Here is a 26,219-nt window from a genome sequence, read left to right on the forward strand (position 1 = left end):
TAAAATTTCAATCACAATGAATTACAGAATAGAAAAAGACACGATGGGCGAGGTTCAGGTACCCGCAGACAAATTCTGGGGTGCGCAGACAGAACGTTCAAGGAACAATTTCAAAATCGGACCGGAAGGCTCCATGCCTCACGAAATCATTGATGCTTTTGCTTATCTGAAGAAGGCTGCGGCTTATACCAATGCGGAACTGGGTGTGCTTTCAGCAGAGAAAAGAGATAGGATTGCTAAAGTATGTGATGAGATTCTGGAAGGAAAACTTAACGACCAGTTTCCTCTGGTAATCTGGCAGACAGGATCGGGGACGCAATCTAATATGAATGTCAATGAAGTCATTTCAAACCGTGCCCATGTGAACAACGGCGGGACTTTAGGAGACCCTTCTGAAATTCATCCGAATGATGATGTAAACAAATCACAATCTTCCAACGACACCTATCCGACAGCGATGCACATTGCTGCGTATAAAAAAGTAGTGGAAGTTACTATTCCTGCTGTTGAAAAGCTTAAAAATACCATTTCTGCCAAAGCGGAAGCATTCAAAGACATTGTAAAGATCGGAAGAACACACCTGATGGATGCCACTCCGCTTACTTTGGGACAGGAGTTTTCGGGATATGCTGCACAGCTTGAATTTGGGTTAAGGGCTTTAAAAAATACGCTACCTCATCTTTCAGAGCTTGCATTAGGTGGTACGGCTGTCGGTACAGGTCTGAATACCCCTAAAGGTTATGACGTAAAAGTAGCTGAATATATTGCCCGATTTACGAACCACCCTTTTGTAACTGCTGAAAATAAATTTGAGGCACTCGCGGCTCATGATGCGATTGTAGAATCTCATGGTGCTTTAAAGCAGCTGGCGGTTTCTTTATTCAAAATTGCTCAGGATATAAGGCTTCTTGCTTCAGGCCCACGTTCAGGAATCGGGGAAATCCTTATTCCTGAAAATGAACCGGGTTCATCCATTATGCCGGGAAAGGTAAACCCTACGCAAAATGAAGCGATGACGATGGTTTGTGCCCAGGTGTTAGGAAATGACACAACAATTTCTTTTGCCGGAACCCAGGGGAATTATGAACTGAATGTTTTCAAACCGGTAATGGCTTATAATTTCCTCCAGTCTGCCCAGCTGATTGCTGATGCCTGTATCTCATTCAACGATCATTGTGCTGTGGGCATTGAGCCGAACCGAGAGAGAATTAAAGAACTGGTAGATAAATCCTTAATGCTCGTTACTGCATTGAATACGCATATTGGTTATGAAAATGCCGCTAAAATCGCTAAAACAGCCCATAAGAACGGTACTACCCTGAAAGAGGAAGCTATAAACCTCGGGCTTTTAACTGCTGAGCAGTTTGACGAATGGGTAAAACCTGAAGATATGGTTGGCAGCCTGAAATAAAACAAAGACCTATTTTAAACAGGTCTTGCTATTCAATAACATAAAAACCTCAGAAATTCTGAGGTTTTGCTATTAAAATAATTGGTGAATGAATGGCCGGAAGCCGGAAGTTATTATTTAACCGATAATTCTGTATCAAAATATTTTTTTCAATAGCTCTAAAAATCAATAAAGCCGGATTGTTTTTCTTAAGGCCGCACTGACTTCCCTTTCCCGGTTTCCATTCTGTGTATATGAATGGTTACGTTTTTACCACCAAAGTCCTACTCCGAAAACCAGAGCTTTATCATTTTCAAAGCGGTTATCTTTAAAGAAATTTCCGAAATCTTTTTTCACGAAAATACTGAAGTCATTGTAGGAAACAGTGAACTGTCCGCCATAGATAAAAGGGTTAACCTGATAATTTTCTCTTTCACGCTGGCTGATCCCGTCTCCTTTGATGATATTGTTGGTAGACATTTTTATCCCGCCATACACATTTGCTCCTATTTTCAGCCCTTTATGATAATCTCTGTACTGAACATCCATTCCGGCATTTTTCAGCTTAGAAAAGTTATATTGTATTCCTAATGGCATTACGATGTATCCGGTTCTCAGCTTGCTTTTGCTTAAGCCTTTCTCATAATTCGCAAGATATACATCTGAATTTCCGTCTTTAGTAAAAAACATGTTATTATCCATGCTCAATGTTCTCCAGGAAAACCCGAGCCCCGAAATCAATCCCCAGGCACTGGTTCTGCTGAACTGATAATTGAATTTAAGGCCAAATTCAAAGTTTCCGGCATATCCTAAGTTTTTATCAAGACTGTTATCTGCCTTGTTATTCGTAAGATTCATAATTCCGTAGGAAATATATCCCCCGACATCTTTTGTAGGACGGAATTTCTTCAGCAGCTTTTCTTTGAATTCTTCTTTTGAAGTTATATCAGAATTTAATAGGGAGTATTTTACCTGCTTCTGAATCACCATATCCAGATCAAAACCAAGATCCTCAATCTTCTGATCTATTTTTTCTGAATAACGGTCTGCAATCACTGCTTTCTGTTTGTCAAATTCAGATCTTTCAAGGTTTTTATTCTGAAGCTCCAGCAGTTCGGCTTCCATATTCTTTTTTTCTTCCTGGATGATCGCATCTATTTTTCGGGCGTATTCATCAACTTTTTCCTTTACGATAGGGCTTACTTCGTTATCTTCTTTTGACGGAATGTTAAAAGTCAGTGTCTTTTTTTGCGCATATGCGGAGCCGGATAACAGGCACAGGAATCCCATCAGGATAAATTTCTTGATCATATTATTAAGTTTTATTGTTAAAAAAGGGTTATTTTCCGTTCAGGTCTATAGAAGCAACGTTGCTTTGCTTGGTTTTCTGAATAACATCTTTATGCTCAACGGAGAAAAGCAGGGTTGAAGGATCTACATATCTTTTCTTTTTTCCGGGAATCTTTAAAGAATCTTCTGCTTTCGCTATGATTTTTTCCACAGGAATTTGCGGGATAGCCGGAGCGATTACAGGAGCATTTTGCTTCACAGAAAGCGTTTTTATGTCTTCCGCCAATGCTTTTGAGGCAGGAATTTCTTTGATAATTTCAACAGGTCTGTTATTTTCCTGAATGATATTCTTTTCTTTTTCTGCAAAAGCAGGTGCTGTTTCTTTATTAAAGTCTGCAGGTGTTTCTTTTTGAATCTGCTCAGGCTTTACCTTGGTTATATTAGCTTCCGGACTTACTTTTTCCTTATTAAAAAAGAGAACGAATCCCAAACCGAAAGCAAGAATCACACAGGCTGCCGCCAGAATCCGGTTCATCTTAAATTTTGAGGGAGCTGCTGCCGTCTGTATTTCAATCTCAGCCCAAAGATCTCTTGAAGGTGCAATCTCTCTTTCCCCGATCTGCTTTTTGATGCGTTGGTCTAAATTATCTCTGAGTGTGTTCATTTTTCATTGTTTTTTCTTGTTGAAGATAAAGTACTCTTAACTTCTCTTTGGCCCGAAACAGCTGGGTTTTGCTTACAGAAACCGAGATCTTCAGGGTTTCGGAAATTTCCTGATGCGAAAAGCCTTCCAGAACATACAGGTTGAAAACCATCCTGTAGGCATCCGGGAGCTGGTCTAAAAGGTCCTGGGCATTGAAATCGAAGACCGGTTGTTCGTCATGCGTTTCAATCAGGGCTGCAGGGTTTACATCATCAATATAAAAAACCGTTTTGTGGCTTTTGATAAAGTTGAGACATTCATTCACTACAATTCTTCTTGCCCAGCCTTCAAGGTTTCCGTCACCCCGGAAAGTTTCAATGTGCTTAAAAATCTTACAGAAAGCTTTGATTACACAGTCTTCTGCCTGATACAGATCACTTACATAGCTTTTTGCCGTACTCAGAAATTTTTTCACATGCTGCTCATAAAAAATTTTTTGAGCAGCCGGCTCCTGTTTTTTCAGGCGGCTTAGCAAATCTTCTTTTTTATTTCCGAACAAAAGCTTCATGATTAATCTGTTTCTATTATAAAGACAACAAAAGTTTAGAAAGGTTACACAAAAAAATATTTTTTTTTAAAAAATATAAAGGGGTAATAAAAAAGACAGAAATAACTTCTGTCTTATGATTATCCTGAAAAATCATCCAGCATATTTCTGGTAGGAACAAAGAAAAGTGTTCCTGTAACTGCTGTACTGAAATCCAGTATCCTGTCGTAATTACCCGGAGGGTCTCCGATGAACATATTGGTCAGCATTCTTTTGGTGGTACTGAATGTGCTGGCATAGGAAATAAAATAGGTTCCGAATTCATTGGAAGAAGGACTCCCAAATGGCATATTATCTCTTACAATCTTAAGTTCTTCTCCGTTTTCACCTTCAATATTAGCCAGTGCAATATGTGAGTTGGAAGGCTTTACATCATCGGACATTTCGATATCATTTTCCTTGGATCTCCCGATCACCTTTTCCTGTTCCTGTATGGATAAGCTTTTCCAGGCATCCATATTATGAATGTATTTCTGAACGAAAAGGTAGCTTCCTCCTTTATACTGAAGATCCTCATCCCCAACTTTTGCAAAAAAATCTCTGTCATCACCATGCGGATTTTCTGTACCGTCTACAAACCCAAGAATAGAACGGGCATCCCAATATTTAAATCCATGGATTTCCAGGATACTTTCTGCAACGGAACTGAGAAGCTTTGAGATCTCTACAGCCATATCAAAAATAAGGCTTTTATTATCCGCTCTCAGATGAAAATGAAGGTCTCCCGATGTGGAAACTGCAGTATGCTTTACTCCTTTTATTTCTTCAAAAACAACCAGCTCTTTAGGAAGCGGCACAGGAAGTTCCAGCTTTTTCCACGCTTCAGCACCTATTCCCATGACACAGCTTACCCTGCTGTCCGGAAAGCGATTGAAGCCGGAGTTATTAAGATTGAGAACCAAAGCACAGAGCCGTTGAAAAACATCTTTCAGCTGCGGGCTGTCGTGAAGTTTCCAAACCATAAAAATCGTATTGCTGTTAGGGTAATCCGTAACGTTTTGTGATTCTATTCCCATGTTTTTCTTTATTTTTTAAGTGTGTCTTAAATTTAAGAAAATTATCAGATGTTTGTAAGGATTTTTCCGGTCACAGATCATGCAGATGCTAAACTTTTATGCCTTAACTTCGGTTTAAATAAAAAATCCTGATGAATATAATTTAAACAGACTCCTGAATCGGTGCCGGAAAAGACACCTGATCAGCAAAATACTGTTCCAGGTCTTTCAGGGTTTCCGGATTGGTTCTGATGTCTTTTACAAGCTGTCCCTTATTTACCACTACAATTCTGTTGCATACTTCCGTTGTATGGGAAAGGTCATGACTGGAAATCAGGAAAGTAACGCCGTCCTGCTTTGATAATTCTTTAATCAGGTTTTTAAGTTTGATCTGGGTAGACGGATCCAGGTTGGCAAAGGGTTCATCCAGAATAATGATTTCGGGATTTCCGATGATAGCTCCCACAATTCCCACTTTTTTCTGGTTTCCTTTAGACAGGTCACGCACATATTTTCCCGACTTTAAAATTTCACCGTTAAAAAGATCATGAAACTGTTTCAGAAATTCATCTACAGTGGCTTTATTCTGACCTCTCAGTTCACCGATAAAATAAAAATATTCTTCCGGAGTGAGGTATCCAATCAGAAATGTATCATCTACAAATGCCGAAACCTTGCTTTTCCACGCTTCGGATTCATTTACTTTAATCCCGTCAATACTTACGAAGCCTGTTGATGACTGAATAAGGTCCAGCATAAGGCTGAAAAGGGTTGTTTTGCCGGCTCCGTTATTTCCTACAAGTCCGAACGTTTCTCCTTTAGGAATTTCAAGATTCTCTATGTTAAGAACCGTTGCTGTTCCGTATGTTTTGGATAAATTATTTATAGTAATCATTGTATTAACCTTTATTTTTGAATGCGTCTATTGTACTGTATTTTTCTCTTTTATACTGCTTTACGATAATATTGAAAATTTTTTCTCTGATCAGGAAACCGACCAGTCCCAGAACTGCGATACTTATTACAGCTCCTGTCATCCCGAAAATATATTTTGACAATGCAAAAACGGCCATGGGAAGGAGCATCTTAGGGATCAGAAGCAGTAAGGCCTTAACACTAAAGCTGTTTTTCTGTCCAAATCTTTTTTCTTTCGAGTTAAGGTCGATCTGGGTCTTATTGAAAGCTCCGGACCAAAGGGTAAACTGGGAGTTAACCCCTATATTATAAATTCCCGCTGCTAAGAAAGTCACATAAATCTCCCATCCGAAATACACATAGGCAAGTGCCAGAATCACTGAAGCTGCAGTTACTATATTCATTAACCACCATTTTGCTTTTAAATATTCTTTATAAGGAACATTCAGGGTCATCATCAGCGGATAATAGGAACTGTCAAAAGCCGGAACACGCTGTCCGAACAGGAACTGAAATCCTCCGGTTACAAAGAGCCCCATAAACATCATCATCGCAGGAGTTTTATACAATGGTGACGAAAACATAAGCATTCCATAGAAAAGGAATAGAAAGCTGCCCAGAAGAATTCCTTTGGTCACTTTATTCCTTTTCAGCATTTTGATATCATTATTGATGAAAGTTCCAATTACACCGTATTTGTTCAGGAAAGCGATATTTTCTGTTCTTCCGACTTCTTTTTTAGCTTCAAGCCCCTGATCCAGATAAAATACTTTACGAACATGGTTGAAGCTTATTTTCCATAAAACCAAAAACAGAATTAATGGAATTATAACAAAATAAGGCTTCTCATATAGATTGTAAAACAATTTTTCAGACCAGGAAAGCACCGGAATAATATTGTAATACGCCAGTCCTGCTACAGCCAAAAAGATACATCCTATAACAATAGCAATGGTTTCTTTATCATTAAAGAGGATATTGATAAAGTTGTTCAGATAAAACAGCAGAGATATCCCGACCAGCCAGGCTAAAACACCAACCAAGCTGTATCCGTTAAACAATGCGATCCCGCAAAATGTGACGAAGAACAAAGAATTCAACCAGCTTAACGCAGAAAGAAATGTTTTCGTCAGCATATAATTAACCAAGGTATTCTTAGGGATATTAAGGGTAAGAAACGGCTTAATGTTCTGGGTAGGCATTTCCTGCCAGATGTACTTCATGATCAGATCTACCGCCCATGCCACAATTAAAAACCGGGAAACCATTTTTAAAGGGTCCTGATGTATTTCTTCCTGTATATAAAAGAAAGCGATGAATGCACCGCCTGCCAGGCAGAGCATAAAATAAGCAATCCCGATAAGCCGCAGGATCTTCATTGCAAGATTCACTCCTACAGAAGTACCGCGGAAAAAGCTTTTGATCTCCAGCTTAAGGAATTTTAGAAACATATCTTATTTTTTTACTTATTAGTAAATATAATACAGGATATGTTACAGAATTTTTCAGCCTATTAATTCTTTTGCCTGTGCCAGTGCGGCTTCCGTAATTTTACTTCCGGAAAGCAGCTGTGCAATTTCGTTCAGTTTTTCTTCTTCGCTTAAAGGCACAATAGTGGATTGGGTTTTCCCTGCAATATCCTGCTTAAGAACTTTATAGTTATTATTTCCTTTGGCAGCAACCTGGGCTAAGTGAGAGATAACAATCAGCTGCATATCCGCCGACATATCCCGCATCAGATTTCCGATCTCCTCAGCCACTTTTCCTGAAACTCCGGTATCAATCTCATCAAGAATAAGGGTAGGAAGCTCATCACTTTCTGCAATGATTTTTTTTACGGCAAGCATCACTCTCGATCTTTCCCCTCCTGAAATAGCGGTCTGAATCGGTTTTAAGGGAAAACCGGAATTGGCCTGGAACAATAGCTGGATACTTTCTTTTCCGAACAGGTTAAATTCCGGCACATCTTTCAGCTCAATATCTACTCTGGCTTTTTCAAGACCTAATTTTTTAAGAAGTCCTTCTGCTTTTGAGATAAAGACAGAAATGGTTTTTTTTCTGTTTTCAGACAGCTTTTCAGCCAGAGACTGAAGCGTTTTTTGTTTTTGGGAAATATTTTCTTCTATTTCTTCAATGGCTGCTTCCAATTCTGAGGCACCTTTCTGCTCTCCTGCCAGCTGGTCTCTGAGTTCAATCAGCTCATTAAGATCTGAAACGTTATGCTTAAGCAGCAACGCGTTAATTTTATTATTAAGATCGGTGAGAACAGCCAGATTTTCAGGGTTAATCTCTATTCTTTCAACTTCATGCTCAAGTTCGGAAATAATATCTTTAAGCTCTACGAAAGAGGTTTCCAGCCTTTCATTCAGTTCTGAAAAACTCCCTGAAACTTCTGCGATCCTGGACAGTTTGTTTTTAGCTTCATTAAAAAAAGAAAGAATTCCCACTTCTTCCTGATGGAACCGGGAAAGAATCTGCCCGATATTTTCAGAGATCATTCCTGCATTTTCCTGAATGGAGAGCTGGTTCTGCAGTTCTTCATAATCCACATCATCCAGCTTCAGTTCTTCAAGCTCATTCAGCAGGAACGTTTTATAATCACTTTCTTTCCTGTTTTCCAGAAGCTGGGACTGAAGTTTTTTCAGCTGGGTTTTCAGGCTCTGGAAGTCTGAATATTCATTCTGATATTCTTCAATCAGCGTTTTGTTCTCAGAAAGGCCATCAATAATTTTAAACTGGTATTCCGGGGTGAATAAATTAGAGGTTTCAAACTGGGAATGAATATCAATCAGCTGTGAAGACAGCTCTTTAAGGACATCAAGGGTAACCGGAACATCATTGATGAACGCTCTGGATTTCCCGGAAGGAAGTATCTCCCGTCTGATAATTGTCTGATGCTCATAATCCAGGTCATTTTCTATGAAGAATTTTTTGAACTGGTTATTTAAAGCGAATTCAGTTTCTACAATACTTTTTTCTTCCGCGCTGGAAATTGATTTTACATCTGCCCTTTCACCCAGAATGAGCCTGAGGGCTCCTAAGATAATAGATTTTCCGGCTCCTGTTTCTCCGGTAATTACCTGAAGTCCGTTATGCAGTGATACATCAAGTGTATCAATCAGGGCGAAATTTTTAATGTAAATTCTTGAAAGCATGGATAATCCGCGTTTTTATCAGATGTTAATATGGATTGTAAAAATAAGTTTTTTTAACGAAAACAGAAATGGCAGACGCCGATTAAATACGAGGTCTATACTTTTGAAATTTCAGTCAGCAGCTCATAGAAATCTTTGTACTGATACCCGAACGTTTCAGCATCTTCGTGATCCCAGCGAACCACAGTGTTATGATGATGGGTATCAAAGCACAATAATCCCCAGTCACTGTATAAGGCAAACGGAATGTATCCTTTATCAAAAAGAAGTTCTCTCGGGTAGGTATCGAATATCATTTCACGGAGAGATGCTTTCCAGGTGTTGATGGGATGCGGGCAAAAGGAAACTTCCGAGATCTGAAGTTCATAAAAATGTTTATATTTCAGGAATCTTTTAAAATCTTCGGGAAAAATAAATCCGATTTCTGCTTCAAATTCCTGAAGCTGGGCATCAGTTACCGTACTTTTAACGGGAAGCCAGAATTTCCATTCTTCATCAGGCTGATCCGGGGCAAGCATTGCCTCTTCAATATTACAGGGAAGCTGATTAGCTTCATTTTCTACCCAGCAATTAAGGGCTCTGTCAACAATCTCTTCAATCGTTTCTTTTACCATAATTTAATTCTTCCATTTACTCCATTTATTCTCAGTATATTTTGGAGAAAGGATCATCATCAGCTGTTTAAGATCATTCATTACAATTCCGCCGTTATTTCCGGAATTGAAAACATTGAAAATCTCGTCACTTTTATTGTCTATGAACAAATTGAAAAAATAGGCCTGCTGGAAAGAGTTTTCATACATTTTCAGCTGCATAAGCGCATCAAAGATCACTTTTTTCGCTGTGGTCTGATCCTGATTGAACAGATTATCTAGCCCGGCACGGTGGTAGCTGTATATGGTAGAGCGCAGCTGGCTCCAGTTCGGATTGATAATTTCGTTAATCAGAATGGTACGGCTTCTCGGTTCGTTGATGGTATTCCAGCCTTCGTAATTTCTGTTCTGGGAATTCTGTGCGATCTGCTGCGCTTTTGAAAACCATGGTGAGCCGCCCATAGACTGGAAGCTGTCTGCATCATACCCCAAGATCAGATATACATAAAAGCTAACCACATCAATCAGATTCTTTCCTGAAAATTGTCTTTCATTAAAAACAAGATTCTCATTTTCAACGTATTCAAAAGCAAATCTCTGATCCTGAAGATTAACCAGAGGTGATTCGTAGGAGGTATTGTAAACCGGGCGTACGGCCTGAATTACTATGCTTCCTTTATATCTGTTCCCATCTTTTTCTGCGATAACGATGGCAAAGTTGCATTTTATCTTTTCAAAGTTCTGAAGCTTTTTGCCGGTCCAGCTTGTGTTATTGACAAAATCCCTGAGACTTTTTTCCAGAGCTTTATAGGCCTGCTGGTTACTTCCTCCCAGCTGCTGGGAGTTGACCTGCACGGTAGCAAGCAGCTCCTGGGAAAAACTCAGTTGATATATAAAAAGCAGGAAAAATAGGCTTATGATTTTTTTCATTATCTATTAAAAATTGAGAACGGAAATTTATTAAAATTATTTTAAAAGTTGAGCCTCAACGAAATCCAGAATATCTCCGGCAACTTCATCTTTTGATTTAAGGCTGAATTCTTTCTTTTCCGTTTTGGTAAATATTTTAATTTTATTGGTATCGTTTTTAAAGCCTGCGCCCTCATCACGAAGTGAATTCAGAACAATCATATCCAAATTCTTTTTTTCAAGCTTTCCTTTGGCGTTTTCTTCTTCATTCTGGGTTTCCAGAGCAAAGCCTACCAAAAACTGATGGGTCTTTTTCTCACCCATTGTTTTAAGGATATCGGGGTTCTTTATCAGCTCAATCGTCAGGCTCTCATCATTCTTTTTGATTTTCTCCCTGGCAATTTCTTTCGGGGCATAATCTGCTACGGCAGCGCTGGCAATCCCGATGTCCACTCCTTCATAAAACTCAAAAACTTTGGCCAGCATTTCTCTGGCTGAAGTCACTTTATGCAGTTCAATAGTTTTGTCATGGATAACCTGTGTGCTTGGTCCGGAGATCAGAATAACTTTTGCTCCGCGTTTTGAAGCCTCTTCAGCTAAGGAAAAGCCCATTTTCCCGGACGAATGATTCCCAATGAACCTTACCGGATCAATGGCTTCATAGGTCGGTCCTGCGGTAATAAGCACTGTTTTCCCTTCAAGGCTTTTGGTTTTTCCCGAATAAGTAAAAAAGTTTTCTACGGTATTAGCAATGGTTTCCGGCTCTGCCATTCTTCCCTGCCCAACCAGTCCGCTGGCCAGTTCCCCACTTTCTGCAGGAATAATTTTATGACCATAATTTTCTGCCAGTTCAAGGTTTTTGCTGGTGGAAGGATGTGCATACATATCGAGATCCATCGCCGGAGCAATGAATACCGGGCATTTCGCAGACATATAGGTGGCAATAACCAGGTTATCACACATTCCGTGGATCATTTTTGACAGGGTGTTGGCTGTACATGGGGCCACAATCATAACATCTGCCCATAAGGCGAGCTCCACATGGCTGTTCCAGTTTCCGTTATCACCGTAAAAATCTGAATAAACAGGTTTTTTGGAAAGGGTGGAAAGGCTTAATTTCGTGACGAAATGTTCTGCATCGGGGGTCATGATCACCTGAACTTCGGCCCCTTTTTTAATAAAATCCCTGATCAGGAAATGGATTTTATAGGCTGCAATTCCTCCAGAAACAGCGATAAGTATCTTTTTACCGGAAATACTCATTTAGTTTTAATTTTTTTGAATGACTAAATTACTTATTTTTTCGCACAAAGACGGCTTATCGAAAGACAAAGGTCATAAAAGAACAGAATTCCTTTATGACCTTCATATATAAAAAACACAAATGACTATTTTCTGTCTTCTGTTTTTCTGAAATAGATATCGTCGTTTAACCACTCTTCAATAGCAATTGAAGTCGGCTTTGGAAGTTTTTCGTAATGCTTGGAGATCTCAATCTGCTCTCTGTTTTCGAAAACTTCTTCCAATGTAGAATTGTGAACAGCGAACTCATCAAGTTTATTGTGAAGTTCCGTACGGATTTCCGCATTGATCTGCTCTGCTCTCTTTCCCATGATAACAATAGCTTCATAGATTGAGCCTACTTTATCTTCAATCTTATCTTTATCGTAAGTAATCGTATTTACTTCTGCTTTTGTATCTTTTACACTCATTTTGAGAAAATTATTTTATTTTAAGATGGCAAATTTACGAATTATCTTTGAATTTTGAAAGTCGCTGCCGGCGGAGGGGTTTGAAGTGCCGCACTATCCCTCTGGATCTGCATTGCTTTCTTTTCATTACTGATCTGATCTTTGATCTGCTGATCGGTTTTATTCTTTGCAGCCAGCTTCTCAGCTTCTCTTTTCTGCTTTTCCGTCATTGCTGCAATTCTCGCTTCAGTCTGTTTTTTCACAACAGCAAAATTCTGTTTTTCTTTTTCCAGTTTTCCTCTCAGGTCTACTGCTGTTTTAGAATATTCTGTATTGGGAAGTTCCTTTTCTACCATTTTAGTGTAAGAAAGGGCACTTTCAATACGTTCGTCCTTAAGATCATAAATAGATTTTGTAGCCAGTTCGTAACGGGACTTCATGATATAATCATAAATCTTCGGACGAAGTTTTGTACTTGGGAAATCTTCCAGAACATTATCTAAGGCTACATTTGCGGCTTTATAGTCACCCATTTTAAAATACTGTCTTGCATTTTCATAGGCTTTGAATTCTAATTTATAGGACAATTCATCAATAAGCTGCCCGATATTTTTAGATCTTTCCGAATTAGGGTAATTGTTCAGGAATTCCTGTAATTCATTGATGGCCGTTTCGGTAGTAGACTGATCCAGGTTATAATCCATTGATCCTTCATAATAGCATAAAGCAGACATATAAGAAGCTTCTTCTGCTCTTGGATCTTTAGAAAAGTTTACGGCAAAGTTCTTAAACTGATGTCCGGCCAGCTTATAGTTTTTATCATAATAGTTGGCATAAGCAGTATTGAAACCTACGTTAGGAAAATCATCCGTTCCTGCAACAAGGTTAGTCAGTCTGTCGTAAAGGGCTAATGCATTCTTCCACTTCTTTTTGGCGAAGTTTTCATTGGCTGCTTTTAAGATAAAATTCTTATCAGCACTTCTCATGGCTCTTTCCTGCTGGCTTACACATGATGAAATCACTGCTACGGCAAAAAAGCCTAAAATATATTTTTTCATATAAAAAATTCAACAGTTTTCGGATTATACAGCCGATTTACTAATTTGCAAAAATATAACTTTTTTGCCAATAGATTTTTTTTTATGAATATTTAACGTAATTTTAGTCTGCTGCGTATCCTAAAATGGCAAAAACACTGAGTAAAAGATTCATTCTTACTTTTTTCTCTGCTTCTTTGGCATAGGCATCTTCATTTTTGCTGGGCACATAAAGTTCATAGAAATTTTTGTTCCGGATAACAAATAATGTGGAGCCGATGATCATGGTAAGGATATCTTCGGGTTTTGGGGTAAAGGTAAATACTCCTGAAGCTACTCCTTTTTTGATAACCTCATCCAGTTTTTTCACAAAAAGCTGATAGAAATCCAGTAATTCGTCTTTTAAATTATCGGTATGTCTTAGTTCCTGGGTTACAAAGCCATGGAAATAGTTGTATTTGAACAGTTGGGAAACAATATATTTGATCATTTCACGCATTTGCATCTCCGGTTTTCCTTCTTTGATAGTATCTGCAAATTCCGAAAAATTTTCTCTGGTCTTCAGCACTCTGTACTGATAGAGATAAGACATCATTTTTTCTTTGGAACCAAAGTAATAGGAAATCATCGCTACATTGATGTTTGCCTTGGAACAGATGTCTCTTACAGAAGTTCCTTCGTATCCTTTTTTTGCGATCAGTTCCTCGGCAATGTCCAGTATGTGAATCTGTTTTTCTGTAAATTTTTTTCTCATTGAGATGCTCTTTGAGTAAAGTTAAGAAATTTTTAACAGATTTATAAACGTTCGTTTAATAATTTTAAATTAATTTTCTGGATAATTGTATTTTTGTGGATGAAGTTTTTTGATTTTCACCACCATAAGGAAAGTGTTACGTACGGGATCTACAATCTGGATCCGGGCACGCCTCCTAAGAATAATCTTTATTCAGCAGGGATCCACCCTAAGGATATTGATGCAGGTTCTATGGAAAATCAGTTCAGGTGGCTGGAATCCTCTATTTCTGAAAACTGTTTTGCCATAGGGGAATGCGGACTGGACTCTATGGTACCGGTTCCACAAAAAATCCAGGAAAAAGTATTTTTAAGACAGATTTATTTATCCAATGAGATCAGAAAACCCCTTATTATTCATTGTGTAAGAAAATTTTACGAGGTGATTTCTTTTAAAAAGAAGGCGGAACAGGCGATGATTATTCATGGTTTTAATAAAAAGAGACCCATTGCAGAAGATCTGTTGGCCAGGAATTTTTATCTGAGTTTTGGAAAAGCTGTTTTGTATCAATTATCTTTGCAGGATATTTTAAAGGCTGTTCCACTGGACAAGCTCTTTTTAGAGACTGACAATGATGATTTTGCTATTGAAGATCTCTATCAGAAAGTCTCTGAAATAAAAGGAGTTTCACCGGAAACGCTGAATGAACAAATTTTAGAAAATTTATACACAATAAAAAATGGATAAATACTGGCTGGAAAGAACGGAACTTCTGATTAAGGAAGCTGGATTGGAAAAACTCAATAAAGCCAATGTTCTGGTTGTAGGGCTGGGAGGCGTAGGATCTTTTGCTGCAGAATTTCTGGTGAGAGCCGGTATCGGGAATATGACAGCCGTAGACGGAGATACCGTAGATATTACCAATATCAACAGACAGCTTCCTGCTCTTCATTCTACTGTAGGAATGCATAAAGTAGATGTGGTGGCTGAAAGGCTGCTGGACATCAATCCTAAGCTTAATCTGATCAAGATCAACGAATTTCTTAATCCTGAAAGAATGGATGAAGTGCTTGATTCGGGCAAATTTGATTATGTTCTTGACTGCATCGACAGTGTAACGCCGAAATTGTGCCTGATTAAAGCAGCCAGAAAAAGAAAGATCAAGATCATCAGCTCTATGGGAGCAGGTGGAAAAACTGATCCAAGTAAGGTCATGGTAAGGGATATCAGCAAAACACAAAACTGTTATCTAGCCAAGCAGGTAAGAAAGAGACTGAAAAAAGAAAAAATCAATAAAGGGTTCAGATGTGTCTTCTCTAATGAACTTCAGCAGGAGGAAAGCCTGAAAATGACAGATGGAAGCAACTTTAAGAGATCATTTTACGGTACCATCAGTTTTATTCCTGCTATTTTCGGTTTATATGCCGCCGCCGAAGTGATCAACTATTTAGTGAAACAAGATTAATGCAGCAATTTAACTATCCCAAAGCAGAAAAACTCAAAAAAAATACTGAGATCTCTTTACTTTTTGACAAAGGTAAATGGAAAAGCTGTGGCCCTCTCAGAATCATTATCCTGAAAGATAAGCCCGGACAGCCTGTAGAACATACGCGAGTGGGTGTTTCTGTCTCTAAAAGGTATTTTAAAAAAGCTGTACACAGAAACCGCATAAAACGTCTCTTAAGGGAGTGCTATCGCCTGAATAAGGATTTATTTAAAAGTTCTTTCGGTGAAAAAACAATTGCTATGCTTTTTTGGGCTTCCAATGAGATGCCTCCAAAATTCCAGGATGTTCAGGCCGGCTTTATCAAACTGTGCCAGATGCAGAAGAAGTCTTCTTAATTGACCGTTAAATCCTTCGGGTATAAAAGTTTTGGAGAAACAAAGCCTTTCTGTGTAATCATTAGCCAGCCATTTCATTGATTATTTCTTTACCATACAACAGATTATCACAATTTATGCTCCGGTTTTTGTAACTTAGGGAAAACAAATTAATATGTTAGACAATATTCCTTATTTTCCTTACATTCTCAGTGCTTTTATCGGTATTGGTCTTGCAGCAGCAACCGGTTTCAGAGTATTTCTCCCGATGTTTGCAGTTAGTCTCGCGTCCTACCTTCACTGGATTCCAATGAATGAAAATTTCGAATGGCTTTCCGGACTTCCTGCTCTGATTACAACCGGTATTGCTACCGTTGCAGAGATTTTAGCGTATTATATTCCGTTTGTGGATCATCTTCTGGATACGATATCTGTTCCTATGGCTACGGTGGCAGGATCTATATTATTTGCCAGCCAGTTTGCAGATCTGGGAACATTTCCGCAGTGGGCGCTTGCATTAATTGCAGGTGGAGGAACAGCAGCAACCATCAGTTCGGGTTTTGCCGGAATCCGGGCAGCTTCTACGGCAACAACGGGCGGGCTGGGAAATTCTGTTGTGGGAACTACTGAAACAGCAGGCGCAGGGATTATGTCTATATTGGCAATGGCCGCTCCTTTTGTTGCTGCAATCTGTGCGGTAATCCTTATTATTCTGGTTGTTATTTATGGCCGGAAAGCATGGCGGAAGCTGAAGAAAACAAGTACAGAGCCTTAGCTTCCGGTACATCTCAGATCTGATGAAGGATCATCTTCGGTAATTAACAGCCGGATTTTTTCTGCTTCTTCAGATAATTTCAGCTGGCAATAGTAGGTAAACAACTTGCTTAAAAGCCTCCTGTTATGGTCAGGAATCAGTTCTTCATACTTTTTCAGAACATTAAGAGCTTCTTTTTTTCTATTGAGCATAAGAAGGTATGCTGCAGATCTTAAAAATAATACCGTTTTTTCTGAAGGAACTAAAAATTCTTCTCCGTTATCATCTTTGGCGGTTTCAAAGATTTTTTCCTGAACTGTATTTCCGAAGTCTCTCCCTATTTTATTGATTTCCGACAAAGCTTTTTCGTTCTGGCTTGTAATGATGAATATCTGAATTTTCAGATTTTTATATGCTATCTTATCAAAATCGGATAAATCCTTGTTTTTCTCTGCTGTATGGATGATATCCAGTGCTTCGGTATATTTTTTCAATGAAAATAAAATCTGAGCCTTATTGAAAAGAGCGAGTGAATGATCCGGATCTGAAGCCAGTACATTGTTATAAATCTTTAATGCTTCCAAAGTCTTTCCCTCTGAAGTTAGGCCGGCAGCCCGGTTCAGCATTTCATCATGGTTTTCCTGAGTGGTCTTTTTCCCGGTGAGATATTCTGTAATCAACGGAATAAATTCTTTTGTCATTTCCTGATAATACGTGAGATATTCTGCATCAGTTTTAGACTGTGGCTTTCCACCAGACAGAAACTTATCAAAAGACTGAGCTGTTATTTCAACATCAAAACTTCCTTTATTATAGACAGCCACAACGGAAATGGAAAAGTTACGGTATTTATCTTTTGTTTTGTTAATCTTATCAAAAAATGCAGACCCTTTTATTTCCTTAAAGGATTTAAAAGACGACCCGGTAGATAGCCACCCATTATTTATCAACACTTTTGCCTGCGGCATTTCATTTAACCTGGTAATCGCTGCTTCCTCGCTTAAATGCTTTACAGGAAGTACTGTGGTATATTTTAGTGTGCTGACAGGGAATTCTTCGTCAAGCCTGACCTGGGCTGATGAGGAGAAAAAACTCAGCAGGAAAACACATACCAGACGTATGATCATTATTTCCCGCTTTTAATATCATTCACATCCTTAATTCTAGCATCAAAATATTCTGCTTTCTCAGGATGCTTTTTCTTTAAAATCCCAAATGCTTTAATGGCTTTGCTGTACAGCTTCTGTTCTACATAGAGATTAGCCAGTGTTTCAGTCATCAGGTGCGAAATATCATCATTTCTTTCTTTAACAACATATGTGCTTTCTTCTTTTAACTGGCTGATTCTCGGATTGTTTTCGATGAATGTTTCGATGGCTTTTTCTTTGATCACCGTTTTTTCCTTTTCAATCTCTTCAGTTCTGTCAATTTTCAGCCAGCTCTGCCACGTATTGATAAAGCCGGGAACATTGCTGTCATGAACGACCTGAGCAGGCTGTTCCGGTTCTGTATTTTTTGCAGGCTCTTCTTCTTTTTTCTCCGCTTCATTTTTATTTTCACCTCCGGACCAACTGGAAATCCCTGAGCCGAAAAACGAAACACTCATTACCGGAGCTTCTTCCGGAGAAATTATTTCATGGTTTTCTTCTTCGTTATCAGCCTTTTCCAAAGCCTCTTTCTTATCATCCTGATTCACCTCCGCCTTTATAGCATTTTCAGCCACAGCGATTTCTTCTTTAGCATCTTCCTGCTCTTCTTTGGCAGTCTGAACAGCCTCAGGCTCTATATCCTCAGCTTTAACTTCCGGAGAAACGGTTTCTTTAGAGATCAGGGAATCAGGAACATGAGTATCTACACTCATTGGCTTCCATTCCGTATTGATTTCAGGCAATGTTTTTGGCTCTGGCTCTGCTGCCTCTTCCTCATGAGTCCCTATCGGTTGTTCAGGTTCCTGGTGCTCAGCAATATTTTCTACAGCAGCTTCTGCTTTGCGTTCTTCTTTGAATTTAGGCTCATCACTTCCTGTTGACCAGAAATGAAAATTCTGGGTTTCAGCAAAACTAATCTCATGATCTCCTGCTTCTGATTCAGTTTCTTCCGCTACATTTTCTGCTGCAGGTTTGGTTTCCTTCATTTTCTTCTCGACCTCTTCAATCAGACGTCTCATTTCTTCCTCATGCTTATTGATTGAAGGCTTAACAACAGCTTCTGCAGTTAGCATTTCTTCTGTATTGGCTGTCTGAATCTTCACATCAGACATGAAAGCCTCTGTTCCATGGAAACTTATTTCGGCTTCATCAGCCTGTTCTGTTTCGGGCTGAATTTCTTCTGCAATATGAACTTCTTTCTGATCAGTTTCCGGAGATAAAGGTTCTGCTTCATGGAAACTGGTATCATTCATCTCATTGATTTCTTCTGTTACCTCTTCTGAAGGTTGTTCTTCGCTGATGATCACTTCAGGTGTAAATACTGCCCCCATGTCCTCTTCTTCCGTTTGTTCTTTCTGCGTTTCGGAAGCATTCTCTTTTAATTCTTCAACAACTTCCTCATTAACAATTTCTTCCAAAGGCTCTACTTCATGAAAACTCAGATGATCTTCCTGAGCAACCTCTTCTTTTTCTGTTGTATCTGCAAGCTGGTCTTCATTCACAATTTCTTCAGGAGTGAATTCAGTATCTGCTTCCGGAATTTTAGCTGTATTTTCTTGTTCTTCCTGAATGGTTTCCTGAATAAGACTGATCGGTTTTGAAACCAATTCCGTTTTCTGGGTAACCAGTGTTCCGGACTCCAGAGTGGATTCAAGATCTATGGTTTCAGCCTGCTCTTCATTCAGGAAGTTTTCTTCTCCTTCAAACAGGATTCTGTTTCTTTCACCATTCACGTAGATATGGGTAACTTCCTGAGGAATGTTCAGCATACAGGCAGCTGTTTCGTCCTGCTTTTCTTCTGTTTTTTCAACAGGCTCTTCTCTCTTAATAGGAAAAGCTTTGTCTTTATAACCAAAACGTGCCGGTTTTGCTGCAGATTGTGAAGGCTGCTTCTCTTCAACAGTCTCAGCAGGTTTAGCATCCGGCCGGATCTTACCGTTGATCAGCTGATAAAGGATCTTTTTATCTGTGGTATATGCAGCAGTTGTGGAGAGTTCTTTCTGATAGTTTTCCTGATCATAAAGGTGAACTCCATATAAATGTAGTGCCCTGATGTTTTGAACATATGGAAAGGCATGAATTTCTTCTTTCAAAAGATTAAGGTCTTCTGACTGAATATTTTTCGGATTCTTTAATAATTCTAAAACTCTGGGATTCATTTTACCAATTCGCTACAATATCGTTAAATATCTTGTTAATAATTCTGTCTGTAACCACTTTTACCTGAGAGGCCTCAATTTCACTCTGGCTCAGGTTACTGTTAAAAACGGCTTCATCTGTATAGGCTCTGTCAAAGCTCAGCTCCGAATGAAGTTTATTTTCATAATGTACTTTTACGGTAATTGTCAGCTTACTCTGTGCCTGCTGAACAATACCTCCCGAAGGATTCTGCTGTGTATTTGAGCTGATGGTGGTAGGTGAGAAGCCATAATCTGAAATTTCACCTTCTACCAGGATATCCGGATTTGATTTGGTTCCTTTCAATGTAGTTCTCTGCAGAAACCGGTTCTGGATGTCTGTAGAAAACTGCTGGGAAAGGGTTGGATTTACCAGTGATGCATTGTTTGGAAATTCATTGATCTGAATCGTTTTTTCGTCCGTCAGTGAAGATCCGCCTGTAAATGAATAACACTGCTGAAACAGTGAAAGAATCACAAATCCGAATATTATTTTTAATTTACTCATACTGTTTTTTGATTTGGGCTCCCCAATATATTTTTAAAGGAAGCATATTTTATACAGATCCCAAGAGGTATTGTAAATAAAAGACCGATTCCGCATACAATAGCTCCTAACTGAGAAATAATTCCAACCACAATAGTGAACAGGAAAATCATAAAGAAGTTTCTTCTGGCCAGTTTCCAGGAAATTGAAAAGGCTTCTCTTACACTGGAAATTCTATATAACGAAATTAAAGGCTGGACAAAATACATCGATATTGCAACTACAAAAAGCAGAACAATAACGAGCAGAAACCAGATTCCCATTCCTCCTGCAAATAAAGCCGCACCGGTATCAGATAGCTGCCCATCTGATGCAGAAGCTGCAAACAGAATAGGAAGCAGTGATAGCTGAATCGGGATCATGATGATAAAGCATACAACAAAAAGAAGCAGGAACAGTTTCAGATAGGTCACAAAATCTGTAAAATCAAAAATATCCCCAGCCTGAACTTTCTGTCCTTCATCTACTTTTCTGCATATTTTATAAAAGTTTCCTAACGCCATCACTCCTAAAAAGGGAATAAGGCTCATCACAAAAAGGAGTAAGGTTGCTACTATAAATCCGCCAATATCTTTTTTAAAAAGATCTACACCTTCCGATATGAACTTTCCTATATTCATGTCATATCCATTGGTGGCCGTTACATCGAAATTCTTCATTTACTTGTTTTTTAGTTTTAGTCTTCCAGGTTATATTGTTTTATTTTTCTGTATAATGTTCTCTGTGAGATCCCCAGCTCATCTGCAGCTCTGTTCCTGCGTCCCTTATGCTTCTCCAGTGCCTTGATAATCAAATCTTTTTCATTATTCTGAAGGGACAGAGATTCCGGTCTGTTTTCTTCTACTTCAATATCCTCTATGTCTTCATAGCTATCTTCGGGAGCTGAAATAATAGACGGTGTCTGTACCACAGGATTTTTATCTTCAAAGTACAGCAGTGAACTCTGGTTTACCGGATTCTGCTGGGTTTCTGCGGCATAAATTCTGTTGATCAGGTTTTTCTCCTGATTGCTCAGGTCACCTGCACCTCTGTTCTTGATGAGCTCCGAAGTTAAGGATTTTAAATCATTAATATCATTTATCATATCAAAGAGAATTTTATACATGATTTCCCTTTCGTTTCCGAAATCGTTCTGCTTTTGGGCGGTCTGGTTATTTACTACCATCGGAAGGTGGCTTTCCATCGGAATATATTCGGCCAGTTTTTCTACCGTGATATTTCTGTTTCTTTCCACTACAGTCATCTGTTCTACCAGATTTCTTAACTGGCGGACATTTCCGGGAAAGGAATAGTTATCAATATAATGAACTGCGGCAGGATCTAATTCCAACTCCGGCATTCTGTATTTTTCTGCAAAATCGATGGCAAATTTTCTGAACAGCAGGTGAATATCTCCTTTTCTTTCTCTTAGAGGAGGCATATCAATCTGTACGGTATTTAAACGGTAGTACAAATCTTCACGGAATCGTCCATCGTGAATAGCTTTCATCATATTCACATTGGTAGCTGCCACGATTCTCACATTGGTTTTCTGTACCTGTGAGGAACCCACTTTCATGAATTCGCCACTTTCCAGAACTCTTAAAAGGCGCACCTGCGTCTGCAAAGGGAGTTCTCCTACCTCATCAAGGAAAATGGTACCGCCGTCTGCTACTTCAAAATATCCTTTTCTGGTAGCCGTTGCTCCGGTAAACGCTCCTTTTTCGTGTCCGAATAATTCGGAATCTATGGTTCCCTCGGGAATTGCTCCACAGTTCACCACAATGTATGGCTGGTGCTTTCTTTTTGATTCTGAATGAATGATTTTAGGAATAAATTCCTTTCCTACGCCGCTTTCTCCGATCACCAGTACGGAAATATCTGTAGGGGCTACCTGGATTGCTTTTTCCAAAGCCCTGTTCAAAGCGGGATAGTTTCCTATAATCCCGAAGCGGTTTTTTATGTTTTGTAACTCGTTGCTCATAAGTAAATGTTTGATTATTTGATTTAATACGGGGTTTACAGGACTTCCGTCTGCGTTCTGTAAACTTTGTTAAAATGATGGGTATAGGCGTCTTTGATGATTTTCCCTTCATCATATGTGTTCAATGCTAACACCTTTAAATCCAGATAATCTTTGTTTCTGATTTTAGAAACTTTACTTTTGAAATATATATTCTCGGCAAATTCGTATGCTTTGCTCTGTTTTTCGAAATTGGTTAAGGCCTGGTCATACCTGCCCAGCTCAAAATAGGTTACGCCAAGCTGGTAATGGCCATACAAGCCTTTGAAATAATTTTTGGAAGGCGAAAGATTTCCAATGTTACCGAAAGTTTTATCTTTCTCCTTCTGATCTGATTCCCTGTAAGACAACGCCCTTACAATGTTTAAATTGTAGTTGCTGTTTTTAGAGCGTCCGAGATCGTCGTAATCGTATTTCTTCAGCTCTTCAGGATCCTGAATAGCTTCATTATAATCTGTCAGAAACTCAATTCTGTACCAGCCTCTATAGCCTAGGTTTCTTTTGGGATCTAAAGCAACGGCTTGATTAATGAGTATTCTCCAGGTGACAAAATCTCCGTTTTTAAGATAAGGGACAGATTTTTCCTTGTAGGTATGAGAAAAATCCGGATACAGCTCAACGGCTTTATCAACTCCTTCCAGAGATGCACGGGAGACTTGTATGTCGGAATCCCAGCTGTATAACTCACAAGCTTTTTTGCAGTCCTCACCCTCTACTGCATTACAGCTTACCTGTGCAATAGTATTGGTGTAAACGATAAGTAACAAAAAGCTAAGGTAATACCTCTGAAACTTTTCCATTTTCAATTTTATAGGTTAAATACTGGTAGTAATCTACTTTAAAACCTTCTATTTCTTTAGGCAGCGATTCTTCCGGTGAACTGTAGCAGTTCCTTTTCCGGTTACGGGGTCAAATCCAGGTTTTTCAGATCCTGATTCATATGCTGTGCTCTGAACAGTCCTGTTTTCCTTTCACAATTTACTAAAAATATGACCGTAATAGCCGTTGCCTTTTTTTAAATTATTCTCCTATTCTCCCTAAAAGTGTGCCTTGAGTATTGTCATAAACAAAAACATCCACAATGTCACCAATTTTCTGCCCTTCCTGTTTATCAAATACACAAACTGCATTCTGGGAGTTTCTTCCCTTCCACTGATCTTTGTTCTTTTTGGAAATTCCTTCGATGAGGATCTGGTGTGTTCTTCCAACGTAAGATTTCATACGTTTTCTGGAAAGTTCACCCTGAAGCGCAATTACCTCAGCCAGACGTCTCTGCTTCACATCAGCAGGAATATTATCTTCCATTTTTTTGTGGGCAGGGGTTCCCGGTCTTTCTGAATAGGCAAACATATAACCGTAGTCATATTCTACTTCTCTCATCAGGCTCAGGGTATCCTGGTGATCTTCTTCGGTCTCATTACAGAACCCGACAATCATATCCTGGGAAAAAGCAATATCCGGCACAATTTCTTTTGCCTGTTTAATCAGATCCAGATATTCTTCACGGGTATGCTGTCTGTTCATGGCCTGAAGCATGTTATTGCTTCCGCTCTGTACCGGAAGGTGAACATATCTGCATATATTTTCATGCTTTGCAATCATTCTGAACACATCCAGACTCATATCCTGAGGATTGGAGGTAGAGAATCGTATTCTCATTTCAGGAACTGCTTTAGCCACTAAATCAAGCAGCTGCGCAAAGTTTACGGCTGTTGCTTTCTGCATTTCCGAAGCTTTGGCAAAATCTTTTTTAGGACCACCTCCATACCACAGATAAGAATCTACGTTCTGTCCTAAAAGGGTAATTTCTTTATATCCGTTTTCTGCAAGATTTTTACATTCTTCGATGATGGAGTGCGGATCACGGCTTCTTTCTCTTCCTCTGGTAAACGGAACCACACAGAAGGTACACATATTATCACAGCCTCTGGTTATGGTTACAAATGCAGTCACTCCATTTCCGCCTAAACGCACCGGGTTGATGTCTGCATAGGTTTCTTCTTTGGAAAGGATTACATTGATGGCATCTCTCCCGTCTTCTGTTTCCTGTAAAAGATTAGGAAGATCCCTGTAGGCGTCAGGCCCCACGACAAGATCAACCAATTGTTCTTCTTCCAGAAATTTAGTTTTCAGCCTTTCAGCCATGCACCCTAAAACACCAACGGTCATATTGGGTTTTTCTTTCTTCAGGTTTTTGAACTGGGAAAGACGCATTCTTACAGTCTGCTCCGCTTTTTCTCGGATAGAGCATGTATTCAGAAGGATAAGGTCTGCTTCTTCCACTTTCAGAGTGGTATTATACCCCTGCTCGTTTAGAATAGAGGCAACGATTTCAGAATCAGAGAAGTTCATCTGACAGCCATAGCTTTCTAAAAAGAGTTTTTTAGAATTTTCCGGTCTTTCAGCAATGGCAAAAGCTTCTCCCTGCTTTGTTTCGTCTATATATTTTTCCTGCACGGTAATCAAATTAAAGGTTCGGGACTCAAAATCAATGTCATTTCACATTCAATTTTAAATCCAAAACAGATTAGTCTGCAAAGATACAAAATATTGTGACAGAATGGCAGGGCTATCTTTCATTGAATATAATTGAAAATTTAACAGGAAAAGCAATCTTTTGTTTGATCGGAATGTTAGAATATAAAGCCGGCTTCCAAACTTTTTTCAATCTTGAAAGCGTTCTCATAAAATCTATATTAAAATTTTTATTGTCTATTGAAGGATAGATTCTCGGATTAACAATATGCCCTTCTTCATTTACATAAAACTCCAAATTAACCTCTCCATTAATATGATAATCCATAAAGAGCGCCTGAAAATTATCATGAAAGTCTTTATTAAACTTCTTTAGGCCACCAGGGTACCGGGAAGACAAAACAAAATCATCTGCATTATATCCAGCTTTATAATTGCTCATCAGGTCTTTAGGATAAAAGATGAATTCTGTAACAGCTCCAAGGGTATTTCCCTTGACTTCAGCAGGTTTCCATCCTTTAAGGTTTTTCAGAATTTCTATGGAAAGATCATAAGCACATTTATTTTTTGCAATATTCAGTGTATCACTATCTTTTACCAATTTAACACTTCCCAAGGCGGTTACAATAATCCTTGGCTGATAAATTTCTTTTCCATCACACTCATTTCTCTTATTATTAACCAGATATTCATGTGCATCTTTATAAAACCCGACTAAACCACCCTCATAAAAATCCTGTCCTTTAGGATAGTTTTCCAAAACATTCATTTGAGCATAAAAAGTCTGACACATTGCTGATATAAAAAACAGCATTATAAAGTATTTTTTCATCAAAAATTAATTTTTAAACCTGATTTTGTGTTTCTATTTGTTTTTTTAATTATCCTAATGGGTGAAATGTCAGGGATAATATGAAATATCCTATCCCGCATCATAGGTTTCTGTCGCAAAATTAACCTTAAAAATATATTTTGATTCTACGGATACTCCGTCTTTCATCGCGGGTTTCCATTTTCCTTTTACCTTTTTTAAGGCGTATTTCACATCATCAATAAACATTTCACCATTCTTGATCTTTGGAAGAACATCCAGACGGTCCATTTTACCGGTTTTATCAATATTAATCACAAAAGTTACGGTTCCGTCGATAGCATAGCTTTGAGCATCCACATAAGCGTGAAGCATATTCATAAACTGCTTTCTGAAGGCTTCATCGCCTCCTGGAAATTCGGCTCTTTGTGTGTAGGCTGTAGTTTCGGTTGGTATTGTATTTTGAGAGAAACCTTTAATTCCAATGAATAATAAAGGTAATAATAAAAGGTGTTTTTTCATCAGT

The 26,219-nt window shown here is 38.7% G+C and carries 27 protein-coding genes; 5 read left to right on the forward strand and 22 right to left on the reverse strand.

The window, feature by feature from the left end; all coding sequences use genetic code 11:
- Nucleotides 1–16 precede the first annotated feature (16 nt).
- The gene (gene fumC / locus AOB46_RS09850; protein WP_062698799.1) at nucleotides 17–1,411 is read left to right on the forward strand and encodes a class II fumarate hydratase; all 1,395 of its coding nucleotides are present in this window, start codon (nucleotides 17–19) and stop codon (nucleotides 1,409–1,411) included.
- Between the two features lie 249 nt (nucleotides 1,412–1,660).
- On the opposite strand, the gene AOB46_RS09855 is transcribed toward fumC, so the two are convergent.
- The 13 genes from AOB46_RS09855 to AOB46_RS09915 form a co-directional block, all read right to left on the reverse strand.
- A complete protein-coding gene (locus AOB46_RS09855) occupies nucleotides 1,661–2,701 on the reverse strand; it encodes an outer membrane beta-barrel protein (RefSeq protein WP_062698801.1) in 1,041 nt (346 codons plus the stop codon).
- Between the two features lie 28 nt (nucleotides 2,702–2,729).
- Nucleotides 2,730–3,344, reverse strand: a complete 615-nt coding sequence (locus AOB46_RS09860) for a hypothetical protein (protein ID WP_062698804.1) — start codon at nucleotides 3,342–3,344, stop codon at nucleotides 2,730–2,732.
- Nucleotides 3,325–3,891, reverse strand: a complete 567-nt coding sequence (locus tag AOB46_RS09865; RefSeq protein WP_062698806.1) for an RNA polymerase sigma factor — start codon at nucleotides 3,889–3,891, stop codon at nucleotides 3,325–3,327. Before AOB46_RS09865 ends, AOB46_RS09860 begins: the two co-directional genes overlap by 20 nt.
- 119 nt (nucleotides 3,892–4,010) lie before the next feature.
- Nucleotides 4,011–4,946 carry a Dyp-type peroxidase gene (locus AOB46_RS09870; protein WP_062698807.1) on the reverse strand — a complete coding sequence of 312 codons (936 nt, stop codon included), beginning with the start codon at nucleotides 4,944–4,946 and terminating at the stop codon, nucleotides 4,011–4,013.
- Between the two features lie 142 nt (nucleotides 4,947–5,088).
- The gene (locus AOB46_RS09875; protein WP_062698809.1) at nucleotides 5,089–5,820 is read right to left on the reverse strand and encodes an ABC transporter ATP-binding protein; all 732 of its coding nucleotides are present in this window, start codon (nucleotides 5,818–5,820) and stop codon (nucleotides 5,089–5,091) included.
- A gap of 4 nt (nucleotides 5,821–5,824) precedes the next feature.
- Complete coding sequence (locus tag AOB46_RS09880) at nucleotides 5,825–7,291, reverse strand: DUF5687 family protein (protein WP_062698811.1); 1,467 nt, start codon at nucleotides 7,289–7,291, stop codon at nucleotides 5,825–5,827.
- A gap of 54 nt (nucleotides 7,292–7,345) precedes the next feature.
- Entirely contained in the window at nucleotides 7,346–8,995 is a 1,650-nt protein-coding gene (locus AOB46_RS09885; RefSeq protein WP_062698814.1) for a DNA repair protein RecN, read from the reverse strand.
- A 95-nt stretch (nucleotides 8,996–9,090) separates the two neighbouring features.
- The gene (locus AOB46_RS09890) at nucleotides 9,091–9,609 is read right to left on the reverse strand and encodes an SMI1/KNR4 family protein (protein ID WP_062698816.1); all 519 of its coding nucleotides are present in this window, start codon (nucleotides 9,607–9,609) and stop codon (nucleotides 9,091–9,093) included.
- Between the two features lie 3 nt (nucleotides 9,610–9,612).
- A complete protein-coding gene (locus tag AOB46_RS09895; protein WP_062698818.1) occupies nucleotides 9,613–10,518 on the reverse strand; it encodes a DUF4835 family protein in 906 nt (301 codons plus the stop codon).
- A gap of 36 nt (nucleotides 10,519–10,554) precedes the next feature.
- Nucleotides 10,555–11,760: a bifunctional phosphopantothenoylcysteine decarboxylase/phosphopantothenate--cysteine ligase CoaBC gene (gene coaBC, locus AOB46_RS09900; RefSeq protein WP_062698820.1), complete on the reverse strand. Its 1,206-nt coding sequence runs from the start codon at nucleotides 11,758–11,760 to the stop codon at nucleotides 10,555–10,557.
- Nucleotides 11,761–11,885: 125 nt separating this feature from the next.
- Nucleotides 11,886–12,209 carry a DNA-directed RNA polymerase subunit omega gene (locus tag AOB46_RS09905; protein WP_053327535.1) on the reverse strand — a complete coding sequence of 108 codons (324 nt, stop codon included), beginning with the start codon at nucleotides 12,207–12,209 and terminating at the stop codon, nucleotides 11,886–11,888.
- A 41-nt stretch (nucleotides 12,210–12,250) separates the two neighbouring features.
- Nucleotides 12,251–13,246, reverse strand: coding sequence for an outer membrane protein assembly factor BamD (locus tag AOB46_RS09910; protein ID WP_062698823.1), 996 nt, complete (start codon nucleotides 13,244–13,246; stop codon nucleotides 12,251–12,253).
- A gap of 103 nt (nucleotides 13,247–13,349) precedes the next feature.
- On the reverse strand, nucleotides 13,350–13,979 hold the full coding sequence (locus AOB46_RS09915) for a TetR/AcrR family transcriptional regulator (RefSeq protein WP_062698824.1): 630 nt from the start codon (nucleotides 13,977–13,979) through the stop codon (nucleotides 13,350–13,352).
- Between the two features lie 99 nt (nucleotides 13,980–14,078).
- On the opposite strand from AOB46_RS09915, the gene AOB46_RS09920 reads away from it, so the two are divergent.
- The 4 genes from AOB46_RS09920 to AOB46_RS09935 all read left to right on the forward strand — a co-directional run bounded on the left by AOB46_RS09920 (nucleotide 14,079) and on the right by AOB46_RS09935 (nucleotide 16,554).
- Nucleotides 14,079–14,705 carry a TatD family hydrolase gene (locus AOB46_RS09920; RefSeq protein ID WP_062698826.1) on the forward strand — a complete coding sequence of 209 codons (627 nt, stop codon included), beginning with the start codon at nucleotides 14,079–14,081 and terminating at the stop codon, nucleotides 14,703–14,705.
- Nucleotides 14,698–15,423, forward strand: a complete 726-nt coding sequence (locus AOB46_RS09925; RefSeq protein ID WP_062698828.1) for a ThiF family adenylyltransferase — start codon at nucleotides 14,698–14,700, stop codon at nucleotides 15,421–15,423. Before AOB46_RS09920 ends, AOB46_RS09925 begins: the two co-directional genes overlap by 8 nt.
- Nucleotides 15,423–15,800, forward strand: coding sequence for a ribonuclease P protein component (gene rnpA / locus AOB46_RS09930; RefSeq protein WP_062698831.1), 378 nt, complete (start codon nucleotides 15,423–15,425; stop codon nucleotides 15,798–15,800). The genes AOB46_RS09925 and rnpA overlap by 1 nt, the downstream gene beginning before the upstream one ends.
- A gap of 154 nt (nucleotides 15,801–15,954) precedes the next feature.
- A complete protein-coding gene (locus AOB46_RS09935; RefSeq protein WP_062698833.1) occupies nucleotides 15,955–16,554 on the forward strand; it encodes a DUF4126 domain-containing protein in 600 nt (199 codons plus the stop codon).
- On the opposite strand, the gene AOB46_RS09940 is transcribed toward AOB46_RS09935, so the two are convergent.
- From AOB46_RS09940 to AOB46_RS09980, 9 genes are all read right to left on the reverse strand, one after another.
- Nucleotides 16,551–17,660, reverse strand: coding sequence for a tetratricopeptide repeat protein (locus AOB46_RS09940; RefSeq protein WP_062698835.1), 1,110 nt, complete (start codon nucleotides 17,658–17,660; stop codon nucleotides 16,551–16,553). The genes AOB46_RS09935 and AOB46_RS09940 overlap by 4 nt on opposite strands.
- Entirely contained in the window at nucleotides 17,660–19,840 is a 2,181-nt protein-coding gene (locus AOB46_RS09945) for a hypothetical protein (protein ID WP_062698837.1), read from the reverse strand. The genes AOB46_RS09940 and AOB46_RS09945 overlap by 1 nt, the downstream gene beginning before the upstream one ends.
- Before the next feature lies 1 nt (nucleotide 19,841).
- Complete coding sequence (locus AOB46_RS09950) at nucleotides 19,842–20,366, reverse strand: LptE family protein (protein ID WP_062698839.1); 525 nt, start codon at nucleotides 20,364–20,366, stop codon at nucleotides 19,842–19,844.
- The gene (locus tag AOB46_RS09955; protein WP_062698841.1) at nucleotides 20,363–21,064 is read right to left on the reverse strand and encodes a DUF4013 domain-containing protein; all 702 of its coding nucleotides are present in this window, start codon (nucleotides 21,062–21,064) and stop codon (nucleotides 20,363–20,365) included. The genes AOB46_RS09950 and AOB46_RS09955 overlap by 4 nt, the downstream gene beginning before the upstream one ends.
- 17 nt (nucleotides 21,065–21,081) lie before the next feature.
- Nucleotides 21,082–22,368 carry a sigma-54 interaction domain-containing protein gene (locus AOB46_RS09960; protein ID WP_062698843.1) on the reverse strand — a complete coding sequence of 429 codons (1,287 nt, stop codon included), beginning with the start codon at nucleotides 22,366–22,368 and terminating at the stop codon, nucleotides 21,082–21,084.
- 35 nt (nucleotides 22,369–22,403) lie between these two features.
- Entirely contained in the window at nucleotides 22,404–23,207 is an 804-nt protein-coding gene (locus AOB46_RS09965) for a hypothetical protein (RefSeq protein WP_062698845.1), read from the reverse strand.
- Nucleotides 23,208–23,427: 220 nt separating this feature from the next.
- Nucleotides 23,428–24,864 carry a tRNA (N6-isopentenyl adenosine(37)-C2)-methylthiotransferase MiaB gene (gene miaB, locus AOB46_RS09970; protein ID WP_062698968.1) on the reverse strand — a complete coding sequence of 479 codons (1,437 nt, stop codon included), beginning with the start codon at nucleotides 24,862–24,864 and terminating at the stop codon, nucleotides 23,428–23,430.
- Nucleotides 24,865–24,976: 112 nt separating this feature from the next.
- Nucleotides 24,977–25,714, reverse strand: a complete 738-nt coding sequence (locus AOB46_RS09975; protein ID WP_117590564.1) for an energy transducer TonB — start codon at nucleotides 25,712–25,714, stop codon at nucleotides 24,977–24,979.
- A gap of 90 nt (nucleotides 25,715–25,804) precedes the next feature.
- Nucleotides 25,805–26,215, reverse strand: a complete 411-nt coding sequence (locus AOB46_RS09980; RefSeq protein ID WP_062698849.1) for an energy transducer TonB — start codon at nucleotides 26,213–26,215, stop codon at nucleotides 25,805–25,807.
- Between the last annotated feature and the right edge of the window lie 4 nt (nucleotides 26,216–26,219).

The sequence above is a fragment of the Chryseobacterium indologenes genome, from assembly GCF_001295265.1.
GTDB lineage: Bacteria > Bacteroidota > Bacteroidia > Flavobacteriales > Weeksellaceae > Chryseobacterium > Chryseobacterium indologenes_A.

What these genes read in the sequence shown, in the direction of transcription:
- AOB46_RS09890 (WP_062698816.1), bottom strand. Translation starts at nt 9,609, where the DNA reads ATGGTAAAAGAAACGATTGAAGAGATTGTTGACAGAGCCCTTAATTGC.
- AOB46_RS09980 (WP_062698849.1), bottom strand. Translation starts at nt 26,215, where the DNA reads ATGAAAAAACACCTTTTATTATTACCTTTATTATTCATTGGAATTAAA.
- AOB46_RS09905 (WP_053327535.1), bottom strand. Translation starts at nt 12,209, where the DNA reads ATGAGTGTAAAAGATACAAAAGCAGAAGTAAATACGATTACTTACGAT.
- AOB46_RS09950 (WP_062698839.1), bottom strand. Translation starts at nt 20,366, where the DNA reads ATGAGTAAATTAAAAATAATATTCGGATTTGTGATTCTTTCACTGTTT.
- AOB46_RS09910 (WP_062698823.1), bottom strand. Translation starts at nt 13,246, where the DNA reads ATGAAAAAATATATTTTAGGCTTTTTTGCCGTAGCAGTGATTTCATCA.
- AOB46_RS09935 (WP_062698833.1), top strand. Translation starts at nt 15,955, where the DNA reads ATGTTAGACAATATTCCTTATTTTCCTTACATTCTCAGTGCTTTTATC.
- AOB46_RS09945 (WP_062698837.1), bottom strand. Translation starts at nt 19,840, where the DNA reads ATGAATCCCAGAGTTTTAGAATTATTAAAGAATCCGAAAAATATTCAG.
- AOB46_RS09860 (WP_062698804.1), bottom strand. Translation starts at nt 3,344, where the DNA reads ATGAACACACTCAGAGATAATTTAGACCAACGCATCAAAAAGCAGATC.
- AOB46_RS09955 (WP_062698841.1), bottom strand. Translation starts at nt 21,064, where the DNA reads ATGAAGAATTTCGATGTAACGGCCACCAATGGATATGACATGAATATA.
- AOB46_RS09855 (WP_062698801.1), bottom strand. Translation starts at nt 2,701, where the DNA reads ATGATCAAGAAATTTATCCTGATGGGATTCCTGTGCCTGTTATCCGGC.
- AOB46_RS09920 (WP_062698826.1), top strand. Translation starts at nt 14,079, where the DNA reads ATGAAGTTTTTTGATTTTCACCACCATAAGGAAAGTGTTACGTACGGG.
- AOB46_RS09870 (WP_062698807.1), bottom strand. Translation starts at nt 4,946, where the DNA reads ATGGGAATAGAATCACAAAACGTTACGGATTACCCTAACAGCAATACG.
- AOB46_RS09895 (WP_062698818.1), bottom strand. Translation starts at nt 10,518, where the DNA reads ATGAAAAAAATCATAAGCCTATTTTTCCTGCTTTTTATATATCAACTG.
- AOB46_RS09885 (WP_062698814.1), bottom strand. Translation starts at nt 8,995, where the DNA reads ATGCTTTCAAGAATTTACATTAAAAATTTCGCCCTGATTGATACACTT.
- AOB46_RS09880 (WP_062698811.1), bottom strand. Translation starts at nt 7,291, where the DNA reads ATGTTTCTAAAATTCCTTAAGCTGGAGATCAAAAGCTTTTTCCGCGGT.
- fumC (WP_062698799.1), top strand. Translation starts at nt 17, where the DNA reads ATGAATTACAGAATAGAAAAAGACACGATGGGCGAGGTTCAGGTACCC.
- AOB46_RS09960 (WP_062698843.1), bottom strand. Translation starts at nt 22,368, where the DNA reads ATGAGCAACGAGTTACAAAACATAAAAAACCGCTTCGGGATTATAGGA.
- AOB46_RS09925 (WP_062698828.1), top strand. Translation starts at nt 14,698, where the DNA reads ATGGATAAATACTGGCTGGAAAGAACGGAACTTCTGATTAAGGAAGCT.
- coaBC (WP_062698820.1), bottom strand. Translation starts at nt 11,760, where the DNA reads ATGAGTATTTCCGGTAAAAAGATACTTATCGCTGTTTCTGGAGGAATT.
- AOB46_RS09915 (WP_062698824.1), bottom strand. Translation starts at nt 13,979, where the DNA reads ATGAGAAAAAAATTTACAGAAAAACAGATTCACATACTGGACATTGCC.
- rnpA (WP_062698831.1), top strand. Translation starts at nt 15,423, where the DNA reads ATGCAGCAATTTAACTATCCCAAAGCAGAAAAACTCAAAAAAAATACT.
- AOB46_RS09965 (WP_062698845.1), bottom strand. Translation starts at nt 23,207, where the DNA reads ATGGAAAAGTTTCAGAGGTATTACCTTAGCTTTTTGTTACTTATCGTT.
- AOB46_RS09865 (WP_062698806.1), bottom strand. Translation starts at nt 3,891, where the DNA reads ATGAAGCTTTTGTTCGGAAATAAAAAAGAAGATTTGCTAAGCCGCCTG.
- AOB46_RS09875 (WP_062698809.1), bottom strand. Translation starts at nt 5,820, where the DNA reads ATGATTACTATAAATAATTTATCCAAAACATACGGAACAGCAACGGTT.
- AOB46_RS09940 (WP_062698835.1), bottom strand. Translation starts at nt 17,660, where the DNA reads ATGATCATACGTCTGGTATGTGTTTTCCTGCTGAGTTTTTTCTCCTCA.
- AOB46_RS09975 (WP_117590564.1), bottom strand. Translation starts at nt 25,714, where the DNA reads ATGAAAAAATACTTTATAATGCTGTTTTTTATATCAGCAATGTGTCAG.